Below are 23,930 nucleotides of genomic sequence, written 5' to 3' on the forward strand. Positions count from 1 at the left end.
AATGTGGTTGTCTGTGTTTTATTTTGTGAAATTTTTTAAATTATAGCATATTCGCGGTCTTCCCCAACTAATATGTTCTTTATTTAGGCAAAGCTTTGCGTGGCTGCATTAAATTCCGTTTTTAAATTTTCTATGATTGTCCTGACCGGAAGGATTTCTTTTATTTCACTCACCTTTGAGCCAGCAAAAACAAGGCCATTTTCCACATCACCGGCCACTGAGGTGAGCAGTGAGTCCAGTGTACAAAATTGATAGGAACAATTTTTCAGGCAATCACGACATTTTTTAATCCTGAGTTTATCTGAAGTGGTGATTAGTTTAGTGAAATGATTGGCAATAGCCCGACCATGCAGTCCTACTGTGGTTTTCACCAGTATCGTGTCTTTTTCAGTGGCTGACACGTATTTCTCCTTGAAGCTTTGTGGAGCGTCACATTCATCACTGGCAACAAACCTCGTGCCCATTTGGACGCCGGAAGCTCCAAGGGACAGAGCCTTAGCGATATCGGCCCCAGTCATGATTCCTCCAGCAGCAATCACTGGGATGGACACAGACTCAACAATTTCAGGCAGTATGTCAAAAAGGGGCTTGTCCGTCCCAAGATGCCCGCCTGCTTCAAATCCTTCAACTACCACTGCAGCAGCACCAAGGCGCTCCGAGATTTTAGCTAGCTTGGCAGAGGAGACAATGGAAATGACCGGGATCCCAGCTTGCTTTCCCCATGAATACATATCTCGTGAAATTCCGGCTCCAGATATGATGAAATCAACTTTTTCATCTAGTGCAGCTTTCATTTTTTCAGCAAAATCATTCATCGCAAACAAAACATTTACCCCGATGTATCCATTACCCTGTGTTAGCTTTCTGGCTTTCCTGATATGCAGACGCATCTCCTCAACTGTAATCCCTGTTCCAGAGATGATACCAATTCCGCCTGCGTTTGCAACCGCTGATGCCAATCCGCTGAGTGAGATGCCTACCCCCATTCCGCCTTGCATTATTGGGACTCGTGGAACCATATGGCCAATCTTAAGTTTTGGCAAGTCCATGCTAAAAAACCCCTTTCTAAATTTATTCCTTTGCAGTTTAACATGGAGAGTTATAAAAAGATGTGATTTTTAGCACCAGATACTATGTTTAGGTATAACTATTTGGTGGTAGTTTTGGGGCGAAAAAAAGACACAGAAACTGATTCTGCGTCTTATGTTTTATTTAAATTAAAAGTCGAAATTATCCGGATCTGGACCTACACGTTCATTTTTGTTTAAGCTGTTCAGGCGGTCCATATCGTCGGCAGAAAGTTCAAAATCGAAGATATCTGCATTTTCGATGATGCGATTTTCCTTGACCGATTTCGGAATTGTTACAACTTCGTTTTGTAAATCCCAGCGCAGGATCACTTGGGCTGGTGATTTCTTGTGCTTTTCGGCGATTTCTGTGATTGTTGGTTCTGATAAAAGCTCGCCCTGCTTCAAGGGAGACCATGCTTCCATCTGGATGCCTTCGGCTTTGCAGAATTCAAGCAGCTCAGTCTGCGCCAGATGCGGATGGTACTCAACCTGGTTGACCATTGGCTTGATTTCAGCATCAGCCATCAAATCTTTAAGATGATGAACATGGAAGTTGCTCACGCCAATGGCGCGGACTCTTCCATCTTTATAAAGCTTTTCGAGTGCCTTCCAGGTTTCTTTATACTTGCCGGCTACCGGCCAATGAATCAGGTAAAGATCCAGGTATTCAAGTCCAAGCTTTTCCATGCTCGTCTCAAAAGCCTGAAGCGTTGATTCATAACCTTGGTCAGAATTCCACACCTTGGTCGTGATAAACAATTCTTCGCGAGGAACACCAGCTTCTTTGATTCCGAGGCCAACGCCCTCCTCGTTCCTGTAAACCGCTGCAGTATCAATGCTCTTGTAGCCATTTCTTAGCGCTGCTTTAACAGATTCTACAACTTCAGAACCTTCCTTGACCTTGAACACACCAAGGCCAAACCATGGCATCTTGACACCATTATGTAATGTAGTAGTATCCTGGAGATTTTGTGGCATATCATGCGCCTCCTTATCAATTCAATTGCTATTTTATTTTCTCATATTATATTATCACTAAAAAGTAATTGCACTTCCTAAGTGTAATAGCTTTTTTAAAGATGATTAAGTTGGAATCTTGACAGCTTTGGCCTAAGAACCTGAAAAGCTGTCAGAAAACCGGTGGAATCATGACAGGTTTGGTCCATGCACCTGAAAAGCTGTCAAAATAACGAAGGAATCATGACAGCTTTGGTCCATTCTCCAGAAAAGCTGTCAGAATAACGTACGAATCATGACAGCTTTAGCTCATGCACCAGAAAAGCTGTCAAAATAACGATGGAATCATGACAGGTTTGGCCCATTCTCCAGAAAAGCTGTCAGAATAACGGCGGAATCATGACAGCTTTAGCCCATTCTCCAGAAAAGCTGTCAGAAAAACGAAGGAATCATGACAGCTTTGGTTCAATCACCATAAAAGCTGTCAGATAAAGGGCTTTTATTCTTAAGATCAGGGTACATTTAAGATATAAAGGTAATTAAACACGGTTAAATGTGAAAGGAGATAGAAATTATGATCATCAAAGTACTGGGTCCTGGTTGCGATAGGTGCAAAAGTCTTGAAGAGAGTATAAATGCTGCTGTAAGGGAAGCGGGTGTCGCAGCGGTCGTTGAAATGGTGGAAGATAATAAGGAAATCGAAAAGTATCAAGTGAAGAGTACGCCAGCTTTGGTCATTGATGAAAAAGTTGTTTCAGCGGGGAAACACCTGTCAGCACAAGAAGTGAAGACTTTATTTTAAATCAAATCAGGCCTCATATCGTGGCCTGATTTGATTTTTTTTCAAGGAAAGCTTTTGTAGCCCATAAGGATATTAGTAAAATAAGTTCGAAGCCGTTGGTAGCTGCATCACTCTCCAATGGAATTGGCACAGCGCTTCCAATACCCATCAAAATGACGCCGATGGCCATCCATTTCCACGTAAGCTTTTTCCAGAGGATCATTCCTGCAAGCAGTAACGCGACAGTAACACCAATGATCATAATAGGTGGGGCGTGTGGTCCGGCAGATTCATAGCTTAGTACCCCATATTTCTGGGCTGACTCAAGCTTAAGTCCGATGGTATTTTGTAAAAGTTCAGCAATGATCATAGCCAGAGTGAAGGCTTCCGCCAAGATAAATCCTGTTCGTCCCTTCAGCCATTGGATTCCTGTCTTCCTGAAAGCTGCCCAGGAAAATAAAATTAACAATGGAGTGAAGAATGCGTGGAACCAATAACGCATCTCATTCAAGGCTTCTAAGAAGCTTCCTTTTCCTATCACGCTCCCCATGGCTAGTACAAGGTTGTCATACACTAAACCGAATGTAACGAGCAAAAGTACATTCAGCCAGGAAAAAAATCCATACTTAATGGATAATTTTAGTCCCCATAGGAATAAAAACAAGTAGATGAGGGAATATAAACCGTAGATATAAGGGTCCATGAGTCATTTTCCTCCAGTCAGGTTTGTTACAATTGTTCCCTTTAACCAGAATGAGAAACATGTGTCTGGGTTATTAACTTTTTCATTGTTTTTAACAAATAAATCGTATTCTTGAAAATTACTAATAGTCTTATAAGACTTCTTCATATATCATGGGAAATGTAAGCATATTCAACGATATTTTTGATAAGAACAGGAGAAATCATGACTACTTTAAATGAAATTGCATGGGTAACTGACAGTACATCTGGACTAACAGAAGAATACATAAAAAATAATCATATATATGTTGTCCCTTTAAGTATTATTTTTGGAGAAGAATCCTATTTGGAAGGTGTAGATATCACTGCGGAGGATTTTTATCCAAAGCTGGCAGCATCAAAGGTCCTTCCGAAAACATCGCAGCCTGCTATTGGGGAGTTTGTAGAACTATACCAGAAGCTTAAGGAGCAGTATAAACATGCGATCGCGATCCACGCTTCGAGCGCACTGACAGGAACTTACCAATCCTCTGTGGCAGCTTCAGGCATGGTAGATTTCAAAGTCGATGTTATTGACTCGAAAATTGGTTCTTACCCGTTGGGACGCATGGTTGAAAAGGGTGTCGAACTTCAAAAGCAAGGGAAGTCCTATTCCGAAATCGTTTCCTATTTAAAAACACTCCCTGACAAGGCCAATTTATATATGGCACCAGGAAGCCTTGAGCAGCTGCATAAGGGTGGGCGTTTATCCACCACACAGGTGATAATCGGAAGCTTGATTAAATTAAAGCTGATTGTCAGGTTCGATGATGGCAAGGTAGTCCTTTTTGATAAAATCAGGACGGAAAAGAAAGTCAAGGAACGCCTGTTTCAAATTTTTGAAGAAGCTTCAACAAATATTAAAGAAGCAAGTGTCATACACGGAAATGTGAAAGAATTGGCTGAGGAATGGCGCGTGGAACTTCAACAGCGTTTTCCAAACATTTCTTTTACCACAACTACGTTCAGTCCAGTAGCTGGGACTCACACAGGGCAGGGAACAATTGGGCTTGCATGGATTAATGAATAGTCCGCAATAGTAAAACAAAGTAAGAAATCAGCCTGATTGGGGCTGATTTCTTTTTAATGTCCGTGTTACTGTGTACACTTGAAATATCAAAAATAGCAGGGGGAAATCGATATGTTGAAGATTGGAATCATTGGTTTAGGGGATATTGCGCAAAAAGCCTATCTGCCTGTATTCGCGGAAAAACAAGATATTGAATTCCATCTTTACACCCGGGATATTGCCAAGCTGAAAACCCTGGCTTCCAAGTATAGATTTGCCCATATACATCTAAGTTTGGATGAACTCATTGAAAGTGGTGTTAAGGGAGCTTTTGTCCATAGTGCTACCGAATCGCATCATGAAATTGTAAAAAAACTGCTGCTGGCTGGTATCCATGTGTATGTCGATAAGCCGATTGCCTATGAGTATGAAAAGGCCAGGGAACTGACAGAGCTGGCTGAGAATAAAGGCTTGCTATTAATGACAGGTTTTAATCGCAGATATGCCCCGGCGTATAAACAGTTGGCTGAGTTGAAGGAACCTAATATGGTGATCATGCAGAAAAACAGGAAGGCCTTGCCTGGGGAAATACGCCATTTCATACTCGATGACTTTATTCATGTGGTTGATACGCTAAGGTTTTTGTTTCCCTACGAAATAAAGCAAATCAATATTACCGGAAAGAAAAATGGAGCTTTTTTGCACCATGTAGTAATTCAGCTGCAGGCAAAAGAGGGGATTGCAATCGGAATAATGAACCGTGACAGCGGGGTTGTCGAGGAAAAGGTAGAAGTTTTTCAATCTAATCAAAAAAGAACGGCAGTGAATGTTTCAGACCTGATGGTCCAGGAAAATCGGAATGAAACGAGACATGGAGGAAGTGACTGGGAGCCGACTCTTCATAAGCGAGGCTTCGAGCAAATTATTTTTGATTTCATCCAGGCTGTCAATAATAATTCATTCCCTTTAATTACCGCAAGGGATTCTCTCGAAACACATGAAATCTGTGAGACAATCGTAAAAGAATTGGAAGAGCTTTAACATACGAAACCCCGGTACTTAAAATGTACCGGGGTTTTGGCTATTAGAATGATGGTTTGCCATCTGCAGATATTTGGATGGCGTTATTCAAATAGAATGTGTTTGCATAACCTAGGTCAGCGATTTTATTCACAACGCCAGCGGCCCTTGCGCCAGATGCGCAATGAATGACGATGACGGCATTCTTGTCTTTTGGTAGCTGGCTTGCGATAGCGGCTGGGTCAGCCAGGATGATACTGTCAGGGATATTCAGTGACCCTTTGAGGACGCCGGCCTTTGTTTCATCCTTTGAACGGACGTCAAGGATAAACGCTCCCGCACTGATTTTGTTCATAAACTCCTCTGGGTTGATTCCGCGGTTAACCTGGCCTTCAGCTACATTAAAGCTTCCGTCTGAATTAGCAGTGCCGAATGTTGGCAAGGATTGTGCAGTCCAGTCAGGAAGTCCTCCTGAATAGACTTTGACATTTGAGTAGCCTTTTTTCAGGAGTTCCTCAGCGACAGCATGGCTTTTATGGCAGCCGAATCCTCCGCAATAGACGATGATTTCAGTCTTTTTATCTGCAGGTGCTATTCCTAAATACTTTTGCGCAAAGAGAGTATCATCTGCAAAGACTGCGTTCGGGATGTGTGACTCGAAATATATCTTATACGGTCTGGCATCAAGGATGACGAATGGTGGCTTATCATCCCGTGACACATTTGCGTCCATGATCAGTCCTTTTACATAAGGGGCTGTCACAGCAAGGTAATTGCCGGCTTTTTTCCATTCTGGCAGTCCTTCCTGGTAGACTTTGATATTCTTGTAGCCAAGCTTGATTGCCTTTTCAGCAGAACTGCTGCTCAATTCACATGTGACCCCGCCGCAGTAAAAAATAAGAAGCTTATTTTTATCTTCCGGGAGCAGGGAGGCGAATTGGTCGAACTGTGAATCCGGGATATTGATTGCTCCGTTGATATGTCCTTCATGGTAAACAGCTTGAGGACGGGAATCGACAATGACAAAGTCCCATTCCGAAGGGAATTGATCGTACGTTTTCCTTGCCGGGCTTACCTCTCCTTCGGACGCTTTTAATCTCATCATATATTCGGTGTCAACATAGGTGAGGTTATCCTTGAGTGGTACGGCTTCCTTCTCTGGTGCAGCTTCCTCGGCTACCTTGTAGATTGAAAGGTCTGCTTTCTGGTTAAAATCTGCAGCAGCATTCGAGTTAGGTTTGGCCGAATGTTCGCCAGTCCCGCAGCCGGCTATTACTATTCCGACAGAGAAAATCAATCCAGCTAGCATAGTTTTCTTTACCATGAGACTATTCACTCCTTTCTTCACCAGGCAGTTCACTCCTGTAGCCAAATGCAGGGGAGTGGACAAGCTGGTTCACTATTTGTGTGATCGATACAAAGAATAAACTCGTATCAGCCTTTTTCAATTCCAGGACGAAATCGTCAAGCCAATCGAAATGGTCAGAAATAAAAGAATGGATCTGATCAGCTGTACCATGCTCGAGCAAAAACGATAGAAATTCGAGCAACAGGGTCAAGTGGTCTGGCATGGCTCGATATTCCTCGGGAAACTCAAGCTTGAACTTGCGGAACAGATACTGGACATGCAGTGCAGGGTCCCCATAGAAGAATCCAGTTTGTCTAGCGAATGAAACAGCCGCGGTAGGATCATCGGTCCATTGTTTGTAGAGTGATTCAATTGGTGGTGCGAAAGGCTCGGAAGGCCCAAGATAACAATAGATGTAGGATTGTTTCATATTTTCATAGGAAGAAAAAGAATCTTCATATGTTTCTTCCAGTTTTACAAAAGGCGTCAGCTCTTCTAAGACTGTTCCATTTCTCAAAGCTTGATAGAGTTCATTTGTTGGCGGCTTATAAAATTCTGCCAGCAGCATAAGCGCATTGGACAGCTGCCGCTTTTCTTCTGTCATGGTGAACAAGTGATCAGCCCCTTTTCGTAACTATAGGGTTACATCCCCATGTTTTTTCAGCTCTGTTGCTGGTTTGTGTTTGATGAACCGTTCAAGAAGCTCACGCTGGAGATACAATATTGCCATGATCCCAATACCGCCTATGATCAGGGCCCATTCAGACCATGTCACGCTGAATAGGTTGAAGACGGTTTCTTCAGCAGGATTTTTAATAACTTTCAATGGAGTAATCTGCCCGGCGATCACCATATTGAAGCGCATAAAGAAAATTCCTGTCAGGGATAGCAGACCTGCAAGCCCTAGCTTTATCGCAGAGAGCTTTTGCGCAGATATAATCAACACAAAAGGTATAACGATTGCCAGTGATATTTCAAGTACCCAATAGTTGAAGCTCAAAGGTCCTTTCAGCATAGCGAGCAGTGATTCATATTTTCCCGGCATCTGGCCGTATAGCCCGACGAAGGTTTTGCCGATATAAATCACTACCATGACCCCCATCATGGACAAGCTAAGCGTCCTGAGGAACTTAACGGTCCCAAGGTTCTCACTCGTCTTCTGTCTACCATCCAGATATGCGATAACTGAAGCCATCCCAATACCAGAGAATACAGACGTAAGAATAAAGTAAAGAGGTGAAATCGGTCCGTTCCAGTAGGGACGGGCAATGATGAAACCGAACAGAAACCCGATGCAAATCAGGGCCACTACCGCAGAAACAGCTGTCATGATTGCAAAAGGCCTGATTAAGGACTCATTGCCGCGAACGACAAACACTGTCAAAGTCACCAGCAGCATCAGATAGATTCCGTATAATGGTGCCATCCACCAGATTGGCGATGTAAAGTTGGGAGTCAGGAAATAATGGATGAAGTTAAGCGGATTGCCCAACTCCACCAAAAGAATTGCAAAACCGCTGATAAGGGAAAAAATCGCAAACATCAGCAGTGATTTGCCGATTGGGATGATCGCCTTCACATGGAATACATAGCCTAATGCTGCGACCAGCAGCAATCCGGTGCTGATCCCAACAAAATATTCGTAGCTGGCAATCAGGATTCCCCATGGGATTTTATTTGTTGTTCCCATCGCATGTTCACCGTGGATAAAAATATTGGCTGCTCCTGCCAGGCCGAAGAGAATGAAGGCTGCAGACAGGATCGTCCATTTATTGATTTTCAAGAGATTCACCTCCAGTTATTTTTTTACATAGAAGATGCTTGGCTTCGTGCCTTTAACTTCAAGCAATTGATAGACTTCATGCTTTGCCAGCTCTTTGTTCAGTTGGCTGTTTGGATCTTCAAGGTCTCCGAACAGACGGACCTCATTCATGCATGTCGCAGAGCAGGCAGGCTGCTCGCCTTTTTCAAGCATCTCAGGACACCATCTGCATTTTTCCGGCACGCGCTTTTCATTCAGCTGTCTTGCCTCATATGGGCAGGCAGCCATGCAATATTTGCATCCAATACATTTGTCGGCATCAATCGCGACAATTCCATCCTCACGCTTGTAAGTTGCCTGGGTTGGGCAGACGGAAACGCACGGAGCGTTGTCACAATGCTGGCACTGTACTGGTAAGATTTCCATTTTTACATTCGGGTAAGTTCCGGTCTCCAAAAATTCAAGTCGGTTATAGGAAACGTCCACCCCGAGCTGATTATGCGACGCGCAGGCGATGTTACAGGCGTTGCAGCCCGTACAGCGCTCCGGGAATACCAAAAGTCCGTATTTTGCCATCCTAGTTGCCCTCCTTTGCCACGGTCACGACAACCTCTTGGGCCATTGTCGAGCCAGAAAGAGGGTCTACCATGATTGGGATAAAATCATTAAAGTTCACGCCGACTCCGTTTGCTGTCCTGTTTTTAGGAGAGAATCCTCCATAAGTGGAAGGGAGCCAGGCTGCTTCCGGATGCAGGAGCTCGGTTACTTTAACCTGTACCTTCTTTTGGGCGATTTTCGACTTAACCGTGACGGTGTCACCAGTTTTGATGCCAAGCTTCTTCGCTCTCGAAGCATTAAGCCACATAAAGGTTCCCTGATACTTTTCGGAAAGCTTCATCAGATGTTCGATATTGGTTGTCATTGCATGAGAATGCCAAGGCTGTTTTCCGTGGATCAGGCGGAACTCATGGTCATTTTTAGGATCAGGTTCAACGAGTGGCGGTACCCATACAGGAATTCCGAGCTTTCCATCAATCTTGAACAAATCGGCAGAGAATTGAATCTTTCCGGTTAGCGTAGGCAGAGCCGGTTTGCCTTTTTTCATCGGGAAACCTGGCTTAACAGTAGCCGGGAATTCTAAAGTTCCTGCTTTTTTCAGCTGTTCGAAGGTGATGCCGAGCGGGGCAATCGCTGCTTCTACTTCTTGTTCGATTGTAAAAGGATACAAATCCTTATGGCCCATTGCGTCAGCAATTCCCTTCAGCATATCCAGCGTGTTTTTTGTGTCATACATCGGCTTGATGACGGGCTGGCGAAGGGCAAGCTGTGGGTTATCATGCGAAATATGGCCTGATACAGCTTGAGGATGCTCCAATCTTTCCAGATAATAATGTTCAGGCAGGATATAATCAGCGGCATAGTAGCTTGTTTCGTTCCAGTCAATGTTGATGGAAACGACCAGCTCTGCGTCCTTGATCTTTTTTTGCTCCTCGGGATCCGGCGCGGTCCTGAGGGGGTTATAGTTGCAAATGAATACAGCCTTAGCCAGGCCTTGTTGAACAAGCTGTGGCGTAATTTGGGCGATTCCCCTTGATGGTTCAACTGTTCGGTACTTTCCAGTCACACCTGCTCCGTCGATACGAGCACCTTTTTCAGGCATGTTTTCAATTGAAGGCAAGTCAAGATGTCCCAGCTGCAGGCTGGCAGATGGCATTAAGCCGCCTTTTTCATAAAAGTTGCCGACAAGCGCATTCAGGATAATCCCCATTTGGGCCGTTTGAGTGCTGTTCACATAATGGGAATGAAGTCCGTGCCAGCCTGGTTCGATGAAGGCCTGAGGTGCGTATTTTGCATAGTCCCTGGCAATTTCCCGAATTTTATCAGCTTTTATACCGGTGATTGGCTCTGCCCATTCTGGTGTGTATTCCTTGTTCATGCGTTTGAATTCACTGAAGCCATCAACGAATTGTTGGACAAAGGTCTTATTGTAGAGGTTTTCTGATATTAAGACATTGGCCATCGAAAGACGGAAGGCAAGGTCCGTACCCGGTCTGATTGGAATCCATTCATCAGCGATTTTCGCAATTTCTGAAAAGCGCGGATCGATGACGATCAGCTTTGCGCCTTTTTCCTTTGCCTGGGTAATGTGGTTCATTCCATTCGGGATGATTCCACCGGCGAAGTTCCTTCCTTCAAATATCATGTACTTAGCATTTTTATGGTCACCGTTAAGGGAGGTACCGGTCATTTGCAGCCATGCGTTTGTTTTAGCGTTGAAGCATGTTGAATACTGTGTGGTGAAGTTCGGCGAGCCAATGGTGTCAAACAAGCGGTCCACGTACGACTTACGGTGGGTACCGTGCTCAAGCCACAAGACAGAATTACCGGTATATTGCTTAACGATGCTTTCAAGTTTTTCGCCGATTTCCTTGAATGCCTGGTTCCAGCTGATTGGTTCGAATTTCCCTTCTCCAACACGTTTCATTGGTCCAGTCACTCTGTCTTTTGAGTACAGGTAAGCTGCCATTCCGTGGCCTCTTGCGCAAATTCTGCCGCTGGATTTCAAATGGATAGGGTGTCCTTCGACCTTCCATACCCGGTCGTTCTTCACATGGGCAATTATTCCGCAATAGCTTGTGCAACCGTGGCAGAAGGTTGGTACCTTCTTCACGCTTTCTTCGGTGGCAGCTTTCTTGAACTCACTGAAGCCGAAATAGGCTGGCACCGAGCCTGCTGCGACAACCGTTGCTGAAGCTTTTAAAAATGTACGGCGTGATAAATTTGTCATCTCTTCGTACTCCTTTCTCTCACAAGCTGTTAACCGCAGCTGGCGGCTCCAGTTTCTGTCTCGAGTTTTGTGTTTAGCTGTTTCAAAGGATAATCCTTAACCTTCTCGTTGGTAATTGGAAGGATACCATTGATTTCCGCATTGGATGTCCATACTCTCATGCCATCTTTCATGGCATAGGCTTCATATCCCAGCATATTGAGAATCCGTGCAGCTTTACTGGACATGGTGCCGTCATGGTCAATGAGGACAATCTTTTTCTCAGGAGACAATTTCTTAAGCTGTTCAAGCTCTGCCAGCGATTCATAGGCGATATTGATTGCACCAGGAATATGGCCTGCTACATATTCATTTGAAGGCCTTAGATCGACTAATAAGAGACCATTCGACTTATTTTTAATAGATTCCTGGATAGCCGCGGGTTTCATGATCGGTGGAAGTCCGGTTTTCAGATAGTCATCAGCACTTCCTAAAATAGCTGCGGTTTCGTCGGAATACTTCTTGGTTGCAGGAGCTGGGAGCTTATGGTTACCGGCTTTCGTTTCGGTTGCCTCCACTTCATAATCGAAAGTTTTTTGTGGAAGGGGAGTTCCCAAATCCGCATCACTAGTCCAGCCGCCCATCCCGTTTACCATTGGAACAGCGTCATATCCGAGCATATTCCAAAGGGCTGCTGTCTGACTTGCTGTATGGCCGCTATAACAAATTACCAGGATTTTTTTATCCTTTGGCAAATTAGCGATTTGATTCGGATCGGCTGTCATACTGTATGGAATATTGACAGACCCTTCGATATGACCAGCAGCAAATGCAGCTGTATCACGGACATCGACAATGAAGTAGGATGAGTCGTAATTCAAAATCATCTTTTCGAAAATTTCCTCTGCTGTAATGGACTCTACAGGTTTTTTCAGGTAAGCAACAGCAGTTTGCTGTACGACTGAAAAAACATTGAGCTCGTCACTTTGTCCATTTACTTTCGGTTGGACTTTCGTTGAATTTTGCTCGGTACCGCATCCTCCAGTGAAAATCAGCATAGTACCGGCCAACAGGAATAATATTTTTTTTCCAAACAGCTTCAAAGCTCTCACCTCTCTGCTGGCGGATATACCGCCAAAATATTGATTTTGAATTGAATCAAACGGTGGGAATGTACACCTCCATTCTTTTGAATGCCTATACTCCTATAGGTTTCAGAATTTGTAAAAAAAAATTAAGCGCTTAAGTTATTTTTACCATCAGGGGTAAGTCTATTGCTGTGGAAATTCAGTTACTATTTTCGAGAATGGAGCAAGAAGTAAGGGGATTCACCTATAATTAATTTGAATTTTTTGCATATTTCACACTTAAAACACAATCGTGAAAATTGCGTGGAATATTTTTACGAAAAAAAAGTCCGCAGCTAGAACTGCGGACTTGGTGCTTATTAAACATAGATAAAATAACCAACAAACAAGAAACCAAGTACATACATAATAGGATGGACTTCTCTAAGCTTGCCCATGCCAAGCATCATCAATGGATAAAGGATGAAACCAAGTGCGATTCCTGTTGCGACACTGAAGGTGAGCGGCATCATGATGATTGTTACGAATGAAGGAATAATCACAGCAAGGTTGCTCCAGTTGATTTTACTGATTTCAGTTGCCATCAACGCGCCAACAATAATGAGTGCCGGAGCTGTAACTTCCGGCGTTATGACGGATAGGATCGGAGAGAAAAGCATCGCCACGCCAAAGCAAGCCGCAATGATCACGGAAGTGAAGCCGGTCCGTCCGCCAACCGCAATGCCTGCTGATGATTCAACGAATGACGCTGTTGTGGAGGTACCAAGTACAGCTCCAGCAACAGCCGAGCCTGCGTCCGCAAGAAGTGCACGGCCTGCATTGGGAATTTTATTATCCTTCATCAGACCAGCCTGGCTGGCTACCGCAATCAATGCTCCAGCAGTATCAAAGAAAGCAACAAACAAGAATGTGAAAATGACGGCAAGGACATCAGGAGAGAAAATATCTCCCAGGTGATTGAAGACGACACCAAACGTTGGTGAGATGTCAGGAACCGAACCGACGATTGCAGTAGGTTTTTCAATCAAGCCCGTGAAAATTCCAACGATTGTCGCAATCACCATTCCATAAAAGATGCCGCCACTGATTCCACGGACCATCATGATGACACTGACGATGAAGCCGAAGAGAGCCAGCAGGACAGGACCTGATGTCAGGTTGCCGATAGAGACAAAAGTCGCTTCGCTGCCAACGATGATACCCGCATTCTTCAATCCGATGAAGGCGACGAAGAAACCGATTCCCGCAGCGATTGCATGCTTAAGATCCTGCGGGATGACATTGATGATTTTTTCGCGGATCTTCAAAAGGCTGAGGATGACGAACAGGACACCTGCGATGAACACACCAGTAAGGGCGACCTCCCATTTGACTCCCATCCCGATGCTGACGGTAAAAGTGAAAAATGAATTCAAGCCCATGCTTGGAGCAATTCCAATAGGGAAGTTAGCAAGCAGGCCAATAAGAAGGGAACCGATGATGGCTGATAGAGCTGTAGCTGTAAAAACAGCCCCCTTATCCATGCCTGCCTGGCTAAGGATTAATGGATTGACGACAAGAATGTATGCCATCGATAAGAATATCGTAATACCTGCGAGTGTTTCCTGTTTATAATTTGTATTTCGTTCTGCAAACTGGAAAAAGTTTTTCATGTGTGCTGTCCTCCTGGTTGGTTTTGATGATGAAAATAAAAAAACTCCGGCAGATTTATGCTGCCGGAGTACCACAAAGGACAAATAGATGCTAAAAAGAATAGCAAATATCAATGTCCCTTGTAGTCACGCTTTTTACGGTAGCATGGTAGAAACGTCCGAGCCATATTCTCGAACATATACAAGGAAAAGATTATAGATTTAAATAATACTAGTGATAGTATCAGCATTTTACATCGAGGTCAATTGCAATTCTTAAAGTTTATCTATTTGTTTTTTTCTGATTATTAGGGAAGATGGAAGCTAGTTGGTATATCTGTTTGCCAATCTCCATGTCGCGGAATTACCGTGGGAAATCGCGGAATAACTATGGATTATCGCGGAATACACTTGTGAATTAGCGGAATAACCTTACGTTATCGCGGAATTCGAAATGTAAGTGTCCCAAAGGTGGCATGACTTTGGACAAAATCACAAGGGAAGGCCACCATTTTGTCCGAACCAGGGGTAACTTTGGACAAAATGAAAGAGAGAATCCGCCACAAGTATACTAGTCTGCCAGTTTTCAACCAAATTAGCAGTTTTTTTGATAATATTAAGAAAATACAGCTTACAACAGATAAAATTCGTTATAAACGCGAACAAAAGTCCGGAGAAATCATAGTAAATGCTGAATTACATAAGATAAGAAGCGAGGAGACATAAAATTGGCTGTTATTCAAAATGAAAAAAGATCTGAGAGATTTGAAGTGGCGTTCAACCAGATTCATCGGTGGATGCAGAGGAATTCTAGGAATGAGACGACTGATAAATTTTCAGAATTGCTGCGGATTAATTATCCGAGACATTCGATCATCCGCAAATATTATCATGACTTAAAAATGTATGGGCGACTGCGGAATTCGCTTGTGCATGACAAAATTGCGCTGGATTTTTACATAGCTGAACCGCATGAAAAAGTAGTAGAGAAAATTGAAATGATCGCCAGTCAGGTTTCAGATCCGAAGAATTCACTTGAAATCGCAACAAGACCAGTGTTTTATTTTAAAGAAGATACCAGTTTAGTTGATGTCTTGAAAATCATCCAGAAAAGGGCCTATTCCCAGTTTCCTGTCTATGATGATAATGGTTTCAAATGGTTGTTGACTTCGAATTGCATTGCCCAATGGCTTGCGAGTAATCTGCTGGAAGGGGGCAGGACGATAGAGGATGCAAAAATCAGCGACCTGGAATATCTTCATTCAAAGAGATTTGTAGAATTTGCACCGAAGAATTCTGATATATTTTCGGTAGAGGATATTTTTGAAAAGTACCATCTTGAAAACAGAAAGCTGGAAGCAGTAGTAATCACTGAAAATGGAAAAGCCTCCGAGCGGCCGATCGGGATTATCACTCCCTGGGATTTAGTTGAAATCGATGCATTGGATTAAGTGTGTGCTGACTTAGTTGAATCCTTGTATGGGTATCTGAAATCCCTTTGTTAAGGAGTTTTTGACAACTTTTTGACCGGAATATGTGAATAATAAATGAACTAAATGGCAAAACACCCCTGTTTGGAATTTAACTTACTATAATGATAGTGTAATCCAAATGGAGGTGCCAATAATGAACGTAACAACGATTATTGAATTGGAAAATCGTGAAGTTGAGAAGATGGCTGGCGCAAAATTAGTATTTATACAGGAACAGATTGATGCAAATATCGTGGAAACATGCGTTGATTGTTTTAAATATGAAGGTTCTGAAGATTGCCTGGATACGGATGATGCAATGCAAAGAGTTTTTGAGACACTAAAAGCAGATGGACTGATCCCTGAAGCAGTGGAAGATTTTTCATATGAAATGCCTTCTTGCGAGAGATTGAGAAAAGATGTTTATGAGGAACAGGACATGCCGCAAAAAGTGATTCTGAGCTTTGCAATATAAGACTTGAAAAAGGAGTTCTGTCGTGGAACTCCTTTTTTAAATTGGTTAACACTTTTTTGACCAATTTTTACTAAAAACGTGACTTTTATCAAAGAGAAGCCTGACAGAAATTTATATAATGAAGTTGACCTTAAATGAAAACGCTTTCAACTAGGGAGGTGGGAACCTGTGAAAAAAGGTGCGGACATTACCATTATTACCGGCCATTTTGGCAGCGGAAAAACAGAGATATCAATTAATCTAGCACTGGAGGCAAGGAAGACAAATGCCAGGACAGCAGTTGCTGACCTCGACATCGTTAATCCATATTACCGTGCGAGGGACGCCAGAAATATTTTTGAACAAAATGGAATTGAACTTATTGCCCCTGCTGAAAGGCTTGCAGCCGCTGATTTGCCGATTGTTCCAGGCGATATGAGCAGGGTGATCTATGACCCGGCCTATAAGCTGATCGTCGATGCTGGAGGAGATAAAGATGGAGCTACGGCACTGGGGCAATTTTACAACGATTGGAATGAGATGAAGCCCGAGGTGCTGTTCATTTTGAATGCAAACCGTCCATATGTCAGCACTCTGGAAGGGGCGGTTGAGACATTACAGAAAATTGAAAGTGCCTCCCGGCTGAAGATTACAGGAATCATCAATAACTCGAATGTGGGATCGGAGACGACACTTCAGGATGTTGAAAAGGGATTAATTTTAAGCAGGGAGCTATCAGATACTCTGGGGATTCCTTTGTTATACACGATGGTACCGCAGCATTTATCAGCCGAAAGTCTTGGAATTGAAACGGAGTCCCCAGTGAAAGTGATTACGAGGTATTTAAAATTGCCATGGGAAATTTAAAGGAGGCAAATACGGTGGAGCAGAGAGTTGTTTTTAATGAAGAGACTTGTAAATCATGCAAGCTGTGCGTGAACGCTTGTCCGACAAATGTAATTTATCTTGCTGATTACTTGAATGAAAAAGGCTACCGGCCGGCGGTTGTGACAGACCAGGAAAATTGCATCAGCTGCGGCAAGTGCGCGCAAATGTGTCCGGATTCGGTGATCACTGTTTATAGGCCAGAAAAGGTAAGGAAATCTGTATAGCAAAGGAGATATGACAATGGGGAAAGTACTTATGAAGGGTAACGAGGTTATTGCGGAAGCAGCTGTCCATGCGGGCTGCAAATATTTTTTTGGCTATCCGATCACACCGCAGAGTGAGCTCGTTGCCTATATGGCCAGAAGGCTGCCCGAGGTTGGCGGGTTATTTTTACAGGCGGAAAGTGAAGTGGCTGCAATCAATATGGTGTATGGCGCGGCCGGAACCGGTGTGCGTGTGATGACATCATCATCGAGTCCAGGATTCAGCTTGAAGCAGGAAGGAATCTCATACCTGGTTGGAGCAGAGCTCCCGGCCCTGATTGTGAATGTCGTCCGGGGAGGACCAGGACTCGGCAATATCCAGCCGGCACAATCGGACTATTTCCAGGTGACAAAAGGGGGAGGCCATGGTGATTACCATACACCTGTCCTTGCTCCGTCAACGCTTCAGGAAATCATAGACCTGACAGAAGCAGCTTTTGATATCGCTGATCAATATCGTACTCCGGTTATTTTACTTGGTGACGGCATGCTCGGACAGATGATGGAACCAGTTGAGTTCAAGGAGCTGAATGAAAGGGATCCAGAACAGAAGGAATGGGCTACGACCGGTACCCGCGGAGATGGCAAACCTAGAATTATCTCCTCGCTTGAATTAAATGCCGATGCGCTTGAAAAGCGGAATGAACTTTTACAGAAAAAGTTTGCATTGATTAAGCAAAATGAAGTCAGATACGAAACGTTTGAAATCGATGATGCTGATTATATCGTAACTGCTTATGGAACAGCAGCAAGAATTGCAATGAATGCAATCAATCAAGCGCGAAAAGACGGCCTGAAAATCGGGATGATACGTCCAATTACGCTGTGGCCATTCCCTGAGCAACCTTTCATTGAAACACGTGACAGGGTAAAGGGCTATCTTTCAGTGGAGATGAGCGCAGGGCAGATGGTTGAGGATGTCAGACTCGCTGTCGAAGGCAGGGCCCCTGTTTCGTTCTTTGGGCGAACTGGCGGTGTCGTTCCTACCCAGGAAGAGATTTATGATCAAATCATCAAACTGGCCGGGGGTGTTGAGGTATGACAATGAAAACAGTATTCGAGAAAACAACTGGATTGACTGATAACCAGACGCACTATTGTCCTGGCTGTACGCACGGTATCATCCACAGGATGGTCGGCGAAGTGCTTGAGGAAATGGGGATTCTTGAAGATACAGTTGGAGTCGCTTCTGTCGGATGCTCTGTGCTGTCCTATGAATATTTCAATTGTGATATGACCCAGGCAGCGCATGGCAGGGCACCTGCTGTGGCTACTGGAATCAAGCGTGTCCTGCCTGACAGATTTGTTTTTACCTACCAGGGTGATGGAGACCTTGCCTCGATTGGGATTGCCGAGGCTGTCCATGCCGCTGCAAGAGGTGAAAACATTACGGTTATCTTTGTGAATAATGCGATTTATGGAATGACCGGAGGACAAATGGCGCCGACTACATTGGTTGGCCAGAAAACAGCTACAACGCCTTTTGGAAGGAATGCCAGCATTCAGGGGCTGCCAATCCGTGTGAGTGAGATGCTTTCAACTCTTGATGGCACAGCTTACATTGAACGAGTTTCGACCCATGATGTTCCAAATATCATCAAGACAAAGAAGGCAATCCGGAAAGCGTTTGAAACACAAAAGCAAGGCAAAGGGTTCTCCATGGTCGAGGTCCTGTCCAGTTGTCCGACGAACTGGGGTCTAGATCCAAATGAATCTCTCGATTGGATTAAAGACCACATGGTACCTGCCTATCCTCTTGGCGTGTATAAGGATGTACCAAAGGAGGCTGATAGGTGATGGAGGAAATCTTGATAGCGGGGTTTGGAGGCCAGGGGGTCATGTCGATGGGCCAGTTGATCGCCTATGCCGGGATGAATGAAGGGAAGTTTGTATCATGGCTGCCATCCTACGGACCAGAGCAACGCGGTGGTACCGCCAACTGTGCAGTCGTTGTCAGTGAAGAACAAGTAGGTTCACCACTTGTTTCAAGGCCTTCGACAGCGATTGTCCTTAATAACCCGTCATATGAAAAATTCGAACCGATGGTGAGGGCTGGTGGTCTACTAGTTGTTAATTCATCATTAATTTCAAAAGTATCGGAAAGAACCGATATAAAAATTTTAAATATCAAAGCTACCGACCAGGCAAACGAGCTCGGCAACCCGAAAGTCGCAAACATGGTCCTGCTTGGGGCATTCCTTGAGGAAACAGGAATACTGTCCGATGAGTCTATTTTGGAAGCTTTGAAAAAAGTACTTTCTCCGGAAAAACACTCTTTAATAGAAATCAATCGCCGGGCACTTGAACTCGGCCGGTCCGTGGCCAACATCGCGACAACGTAAGACAGAGTAGTAGCTGGGGGGTAAACAGAAACATTAGGTAAATCTGGCTACCAGCATTAGTACACCATAATAAATAACTTAACGAGAAGCAGTCCAAATGAAATCGGACTGCTTCTTGGTGTAATAACCGGAGATTTTCCGGTTAGACTTCAAAATAGAGCTGAGTTGGGGGTATATAAGCGGAGATTTTCCGGTTAAATAAAGAAAAATCACATAATTTACGTTTTTTGAGGGGTTAGTCGGAATCTCTCCGTCTATTTGAGCCATTTTTAGTGCTATTTCGTGAATAAGAGAAAATTATCCGCTTATTTTCAGCACAACTTGATCCCCTTTTCTGGCTCCGGGCTTTTTTGAGCATTTTTGTTAGTCCATTGCTAAAGTTCATGCAAATACCAGTTTGTAGGACTCAAATAGGAACCCCTATCCCAGAAGCTCTAAAATGAATGGAACGGCTGCCCTGAGTGTAGGGGCCTGCTTATCAGCACTTGTTTCATCGGTTCCTATAAAGACAGTTTTGCAGCCTGCTTTTTTACCGGCTTCGATATCGCGCTCGTGATCCCCAACCATGACACTTCCTGTCAATTCAATATCGTGCCTGCTGGCAAGGTCAATCAGCATTCCGGCATTTGGTTTGCGACATTCGCAGCCTGCCTTTGGTTTGTGAGGGCAATAGGCAACCTCCTTGATATGGCCGCCATGTTCCTTGATCATCTCTATCATGTGGTCGTGGATTTCTTGCAGCCGCTTTTCCTTCAGGAATCCAAGTCCGACTCCTCCCTGATTGGTGACTACAAAAATTTCATAGCCAGCCTTGCTCAAGTGTGCGACTGCTTCTGCTGCACCCTCAAGGAGATAAAGATCTTCAGGAGTGTTAACGAATTTTACACGGTCAGATAAAACTTCATTGAGAACCCCGTCCCTGTCCAAAAATATTGCTTTCCTCATTTTGTTCCTCCGTTTTTACTAACATCTTTTACTATTATTATTTTCTCGGCATTCTGATGTCGAGATACATAGCGATTGCCGGTGATCCAATAACGCCAAGGATAGTCTCTTGCTTCTCCCGAATTGTCGATGCCTATTCTCTTGCCTGAAGAAATGCTCTCAGGTACAAATCCTTGCGAGATGAACAGCGGCTTCTCTGTTAAGGGATGCCCGTAATCGGATGTATTTATGCCCATTGCTTTCGTTAGCTTTCCAGGTCCATTGGTGAGATTGGCTGACTCGGGCATACCCCTGCGCTTAACCATTAGGTCGATTCCTTCAACAGGTTCGATGGCCCTGATCAAAACTGCCTCTGGATTGCCTTCTTCCCCACTGACAACATTGAATAGTGTGTGGGTATGCATAACATAAGTATAGGCTAAACCAGCTTCATGGAACATGATCTCTGTCCTTTTCGTCCTGCGATTATTATAGCTGTGTGCCGCTTTGTCCATCGGACCGACATAGGCTTCTGTCTCCACAATTATTCCCGCGGCAGTTCCTTCTTCAGTTTCTTTCACTAAAGTGCATCCCAGGAGCGATACCGCCAAATCCAGGGTAGGCTGCTGATAGAAATTCTTGTCAAGTGCATGGAAAATACCCCGTTCTTCTGCCATATAACCTCCTGATAACTCTTTTTTATCTTTATACCCTGCAGTTGAAAGAGTCATCCATCATTTTTGCCCAAAATTCTAGTGAAAAAAATAGCGGATAGACCAAAGATAGTTTATAGTATTTTTAAAGGTCTGACAGTTTTAATTTCCATTAGGGGAGTATCAATTATATGTGGAAAAAATGGGTATGGATTGCGGTGATTGCTGCAATTATTTTTTTCCTTGTTCCATATAGCCTTCCGCTCATTTTTGCTGTGTTAACAGCAGTCATGCTCGAAGGAATGGTTCAATGGATTATGAAAAAATTTTCATTCAAGCGTCTTCAGGCTGTGATCGGAGTATTTATCAGCTATGTGCTCCTGTTAGGTGTTATTGGATATAACCTGGTTTCAATTATCGCCCATCAAGCGGTATCTTTATCCGAGCGAACTCCTACATTCGTAAGGGACATTTATAGAACAGCGATTCTTCCTTTGATGGGCAAGTGGGAATTTTACTCAAAAAACTTCCCGGGAGAAGTCATTGACCAGATTGAAGCGACGATTGAAAAAAATATAAACACGCTTGATTCGTTCCTGCAGCAATTCATTGCTGGCATAATCAATCTGCTCACGGCAATACCAGGGTTCATGATTGAGTTTCTTGTTTATCTTATTGCGTTATTTTTGTTCAGTCTTGAGCTGCCTAATCTTAAAAGGAAGCTGGAATCCCATTTGAAGGAGCAAACTCGGCAGAAGGTCTTCCTGGTTGGAAGCCAGTTGAATAAGGCAGGGATAGGTTTTTTAAAGGCGCAGGTTATCCTGAGTATGGTCACCTTCATTATGGCGATGGGAGGATTGAGCATACTAGGGGTTAAATATACGGGACTGCTGTCATTGTTGATTGTCATTGTCGATATCCTGCCGATTCTCGGAACCGGATCGGTCCTTGTTCCCTGGGCTGTTATTGCGATTTTGCAGGATAATCATTTTCTGGGAATTGGATTAATCATTTTGTTTCTGGTCATCACTGTTGTCCGCAGGGTGATCGAGCCAAAGATATATTCATCAAACCTTGGCATTTCTCCGCTTGCCTCCTTGATCAGCATGTATATTGGACTCAAACTGCTCGGGCTTTCCGGGATTTTTATCGGTCCGATTTTCGTGATTATCTACGACACTTTAAGAAAAGCAAATGTAATTCGGCTGAATTTCAAGATTTGAATTTTAGCTCGTTTTTTTTGGATAGCAGAACATGATTAAGCATAAATTATGTTTGTTACCAAGAAGGAGGAACGCAGGAATGAATATAGGCCGCGCAAAAGAAATTGTTGAGTCAGCAGATATGATTAATGTAACTTATGATGGGACGCCGATCATCATCCAGCATGTTGACGAAAAGACCAAAATGGCAAGAATTTATTCAAAGTCAGAACCGGATGTTGAAAGAGATGTACCAGTCTTGAATTTAATAGAGGAATAGAAAAACGGGAGAATCTACGTCTCCCGTTTTTCCATGTTATAAAGCGGTAATGTGATCTTGAATTGGGTGCCTTCGTTAAGTTTGCTTTTAACGCTTAACGAACCGCCCATTTCATGGATAATCTTATTAACGACCATCATGCCCAGCCCAGTGCCTTTTTCTGCCTTGGTTGAAAAGTAAGGTTCCCCGATTTTCGCTAATTGCTGTGGAGACATTCCGCATCCTGTATCTTTGATCGTGATGGATACATGGTTATTGGCCATCTCGCGACAGCTGATCACCAGGTCACCGCCGTTTGGCATAGCCTCAATGCCGTTTTTGATGATATTGAGTATACATTGATGGAATTTGGCGGCTTCACCGGCGACATTCATTCCCGCCATCAAATCCCTTTTTATATTTACCGAAAAATGATTCGCATAAGGAAGGATGAGCTCAAGTGCTTTCTCGATTTCTTCTTTTACACAGATGGATGAATCCAGTTCCGATTGAGGTTTGGCGAAATTAAGGTAATCTTTAATGATCGTTTCTGCACGATCGAGCTCGTCAATTGCAGTATTCAAATAATAGAGCCTCTTTTTTTCCTCAATCGTAGGATCCTTAAGCATTTGCAGGAACCCGCGTGTGACCGTAAGCGGGTTACGAACCTCATGACTGACACTCGCCGCCAACTGAGAAACAACCTCAATCTTATCGGACTTGATGACAGCATTATGTAAAAGCTGGTTCTGCCTCATGATTTCAATATAATAAGTCACAATGAAAATTCCGGCAGAAAGGGCCAGGCCGTATAAGAGCATGAATTGTAAATTAGACAAGTCGTCAAAAACCGCCGCCTTCATCAGGAAAATGAGGACGGTATAAGATAAAGCGACCGCCACGACAGTATATAGTTTCCTGGATAGAGGGAATGCCCTGAACTTACTGGATAGATAAACAATTAAAACAGTGATGGTGAGCATGTTGAAAAAGTTAATCCATACCCCATTGCCACCAAAAGGAATTCTTGCTGCTACAACAGTGATGAAAAGCATGATGCTGACAACAGGACCGCCGTACAAGCCCCCGACGACAACGGGGATCAATCGGAGGTCGAAGATGAAATCAGAACTGCCAATCACCGTAAAAGACATACAGAACAGAATTTGAATTCCGCCCAGAATAATAATGAAGATTTTGGCGTATTTGCTATATAAATTCGCAAATTTGTTTACGATAATGTATTGGAACACGAATGTAGAAAACAGGATGAAGATTAGATTCAATACAAGAACAGTTAATTGGTTCATAGTCTTA

General features: G+C 43.7%; 25 protein-coding genes and 1 riboswitch. Of the genes, 12 read left to right on the forward strand and 13 right to left on the reverse strand.

Annotated elements, in window-relative coordinates; translation table 11 throughout:
- Nucleotides 1-83 precede the first annotated feature (83 nt).
- Nucleotides 84-1,049 carry an NAD(P)H-dependent flavin oxidoreductase gene (locus CD004_RS04385; protein ID WP_102261646.1) on the reverse strand — a complete coding sequence of 322 codons (966 nt, stop codon included), beginning with the start codon at nt 1,047-1,049 and terminating at the stop codon, nt 84-86.
- Between the two features lie 168 nt (nt 1,050-1,217).
- Nucleotides 1,218-2,048 (reverse strand): aldo/keto reductase, encoded by an 831-nt coding sequence (locus CD004_RS04390; RefSeq protein ID WP_102261647.1) that lies wholly within the window; start codon nt 2,046-2,048, stop codon nt 1,218-1,220.
- 553 nt (nt 2,049-2,601) lie between these two features.
- Here CD004_RS04390 and CD004_RS04395 point away from each other — a divergent pair.
- Nucleotides 2,602-2,829: a thioredoxin family protein gene (locus CD004_RS04395; protein WP_102261648.1), complete on the forward strand. Its 228-nt coding sequence runs from the start codon at nt 2,602-2,604 to the stop codon at nt 2,827-2,829.
- 13 nt (nt 2,830-2,842) lie between these two features.
- Here CD004_RS04395 and CD004_RS04400 read toward each other — a convergent pair whose 3' ends face one another.
- Complete coding sequence (locus CD004_RS04400) at nt 2,843-3,511, reverse strand: hypothetical protein (RefSeq protein ID WP_102261649.1); 669 nt, start codon at nt 3,509-3,511, stop codon at nt 2,843-2,845.
- A gap of 204 nt (nt 3,512-3,715) precedes the next feature.
- On the opposite strand from CD004_RS04400, the gene CD004_RS04405 reads away from it, so the two are divergent.
- Together CD004_RS04405 and CD004_RS04410 are read left to right on the forward strand one after the other, a co-directional pair.
- Complete coding sequence (locus CD004_RS04405) at nt 3,716-4,561, forward strand: DegV family protein (RefSeq protein WP_102261650.1); 846 nt, start codon at nt 3,716-3,718, stop codon at nt 4,559-4,561.
- A 111-nt stretch (nt 4,562-4,672) separates the two neighbouring features.
- Nucleotides 4,673-5,581 carry a Gfo/Idh/MocA family protein gene (locus CD004_RS04410; protein ID WP_180321276.1) on the forward strand — a complete coding sequence of 303 codons (909 nt, stop codon included), beginning with the start codon at nt 4,673-4,675 and terminating at the stop codon, nt 5,579-5,581.
- A 43-nt stretch (nt 5,582-5,624) separates the two neighbouring features.
- Here the strand turns inward: CD004_RS04410 and CD004_RS04415 are convergent, their stop codons facing one another.
- From CD004_RS04415 to CD004_RS04445, 7 genes are all read right to left on the reverse strand, one after another.
- The gene (locus CD004_RS04415) at nt 5,625-6,884 is read right to left on the reverse strand and encodes a rhodanese-like domain-containing protein (protein ID WP_102261651.1); all 1,260 of its coding nucleotides are present in this window, start codon (nt 6,882-6,884) and stop codon (nt 5,625-5,627) included.
- A 4-nt stretch (nt 6,885-6,888) separates the two neighbouring features.
- A complete protein-coding gene (locus tag CD004_RS04420; protein ID WP_233435010.1) occupies nt 6,889-7,512 on the reverse strand; it encodes a molecular chaperone TorD family protein in 624 nt (207 codons plus the stop codon).
- Nucleotides 7,513-7,542: 30 nt separating this feature from the next.
- Entirely contained in the window at nt 7,543-8,691 is a 1,149-nt protein-coding gene (nrfD, locus tag CD004_RS04425; RefSeq protein ID WP_102261653.1) for an NrfD/PsrC family molybdoenzyme membrane anchor subunit, read from the reverse strand.
- A gap of 15 nt (nt 8,692-8,706) precedes the next feature.
- Nucleotides 8,707-9,246, reverse strand: a complete 540-nt coding sequence (gene srrB, locus CD004_RS04430) for a respiratory selenite reductase subunit SrrB (protein ID WP_102261654.1) — start codon at nt 9,244-9,246, stop codon at nt 8,707-8,709.
- Between the two features lies 1 nt (nt 9,247).
- Nucleotides 9,248-11,458 (reverse strand): respiratory selenite reductase catalytic subunit SrrA, encoded by a 2,211-nt coding sequence (gene srrA / locus CD004_RS04435; protein WP_102261655.1) that lies wholly within the window; start codon nt 11,456-11,458, stop codon nt 9,248-9,250.
- A gap of 29 nt (nt 11,459-11,487) precedes the next feature.
- A complete protein-coding gene (locus tag CD004_RS04440) occupies nt 11,488-12,540 on the reverse strand; it encodes a rhodanese-like domain-containing protein (RefSeq protein WP_102261656.1) in 1,053 nt (350 codons plus the stop codon).
- Nucleotides 12,541-12,884: 344 nt separating this feature from the next.
- Complete coding sequence (locus CD004_RS04445; RefSeq protein WP_102261657.1) at nt 12,885-14,177, reverse strand: NCS2 family permease; 1,293 nt, start codon at nt 14,175-14,177, stop codon at nt 12,885-12,887.
- Between the two features lie 103 nt (nt 14,178-14,280).
- A riboswitch (purine riboswitch) is annotated at nt 14,281-14,382 on the reverse strand.
- Nucleotides 14,383-14,884: 502 nt separating this feature from the next.
- Here CD004_RS04445 and CD004_RS04455 point away from each other — a divergent pair.
- From CD004_RS04455 to CD004_RS04485, 7 genes are all read left to right on the forward strand, one after another.
- A complete protein-coding gene (locus tag CD004_RS04455) occupies nt 14,885-15,607 on the forward strand; it encodes a CBS domain-containing protein (RefSeq protein ID WP_102261659.1) in 723 nt (240 codons plus the stop codon).
- A 175-nt stretch (nt 15,608-15,782) separates the two neighbouring features.
- On the forward strand, nt 15,783-16,103 hold the full coding sequence (locus CD004_RS04460) for a hypothetical protein (protein ID WP_102261660.1): 321 nt from the start codon (nt 15,783-15,785) through the stop codon (nt 16,101-16,103).
- 168 nt (nt 16,104-16,271) lie between these two features.
- Complete coding sequence (locus CD004_RS04465; RefSeq protein ID WP_102261661.1) at nt 16,272-16,949, forward strand: nucleotide-binding protein; 678 nt, start codon at nt 16,272-16,274, stop codon at nt 16,947-16,949.
- 14 nt (nt 16,950-16,963) lie between these two features.
- Complete coding sequence (locus CD004_RS04470) at nt 16,964-17,194, forward strand: 4Fe-4S binding protein (RefSeq protein WP_031307999.1); 231 nt, start codon at nt 16,964-16,966, stop codon at nt 17,192-17,194.
- 16 nt (nt 17,195-17,210) lie between these two features.
- Nucleotides 17,211-18,275 carry a 3-methyl-2-oxobutanoate dehydrogenase subunit VorB gene (locus CD004_RS04475; RefSeq protein ID WP_102261663.1) on the forward strand — a complete coding sequence of 355 codons (1,065 nt, stop codon included), beginning with the start codon at nt 17,211-17,213 and terminating at the stop codon, nt 18,273-18,275.
- On the forward strand, nt 18,272-19,030 hold the full coding sequence (locus CD004_RS04480) for a thiamine pyrophosphate-dependent enzyme (protein WP_233434945.1): 759 nt from the start codon (nt 18,272-18,274) through the stop codon (nt 19,028-19,030). Before CD004_RS04475 ends, CD004_RS04480 begins: the two co-directional genes overlap by 4 nt.
- Entirely contained in the window at nt 19,030-19,575 is a 546-nt protein-coding gene (locus tag CD004_RS04485) for a 2-oxoacid:ferredoxin oxidoreductase subunit gamma family protein (protein WP_226676183.1), read from the forward strand. Before CD004_RS04480 ends, CD004_RS04485 begins: the two co-directional genes overlap by 1 nt.
- A gap of 420 nt (nt 19,576-19,995) precedes the next feature.
- Here CD004_RS04485 and CD004_RS04490 read toward each other — a convergent pair whose 3' ends face one another.
- Nucleotides 19,996-20,520, reverse strand: coding sequence for a D-glycero-alpha-D-manno-heptose-1,7-bisphosphate 7-phosphatase (locus CD004_RS04490; RefSeq protein ID WP_102261665.1), 525 nt, complete (start codon nt 20,518-20,520; stop codon nt 19,996-19,998).
- Complete coding sequence (locus tag CD004_RS04495; protein WP_102261666.1) at nt 20,517-21,176, reverse strand: DNA-3-methyladenine glycosylase; 660 nt, start codon at nt 21,174-21,176, stop codon at nt 20,517-20,519. Before CD004_RS04495 ends, CD004_RS04490 begins: the two co-directional genes overlap by 4 nt.
- Nucleotides 21,177-21,343: 167 nt before the next feature.
- Between CD004_RS04495 and ytvI the strand changes: the two genes are divergently transcribed.
- Nucleotides 21,344-22,375: a sporulation integral membrane protein YtvI gene (ytvI, locus tag CD004_RS04500; protein WP_102261667.1), complete on the forward strand. Its 1,032-nt coding sequence runs from the start codon at nt 21,344-21,346 to the stop codon at nt 22,373-22,375.
- A 79-nt stretch (nt 22,376-22,454) separates the two neighbouring features.
- On the forward strand, nt 22,455-22,634 hold the full coding sequence (locus CD004_RS04505; RefSeq protein ID WP_102261668.1) for an H-type small acid-soluble spore protein: 180 nt from the start codon (nt 22,455-22,457) through the stop codon (nt 22,632-22,634).
- 14 nt (nt 22,635-22,648) lie between these two features.
- On the opposite strand, the gene CD004_RS04510 is transcribed toward CD004_RS04505, so the two are convergent.
- Complete coding sequence (locus CD004_RS04510) at nt 22,649-23,923, reverse strand: sensor histidine kinase (RefSeq protein ID WP_158651484.1); 1,275 nt, start codon at nt 23,921-23,923, stop codon at nt 22,649-22,651.
- Nucleotides 23,924-23,930: the final 7 nt, after the last annotated feature.

This window comes from Mesobacillus jeotgali, assembly GCF_002874535.1.
In the GTDB taxonomy this organism is placed as follows: domain Bacteria; phylum Bacillota; class Bacilli; order Bacillales; family Cytobacillaceae; genus Mesobacillus; species Mesobacillus jeotgali.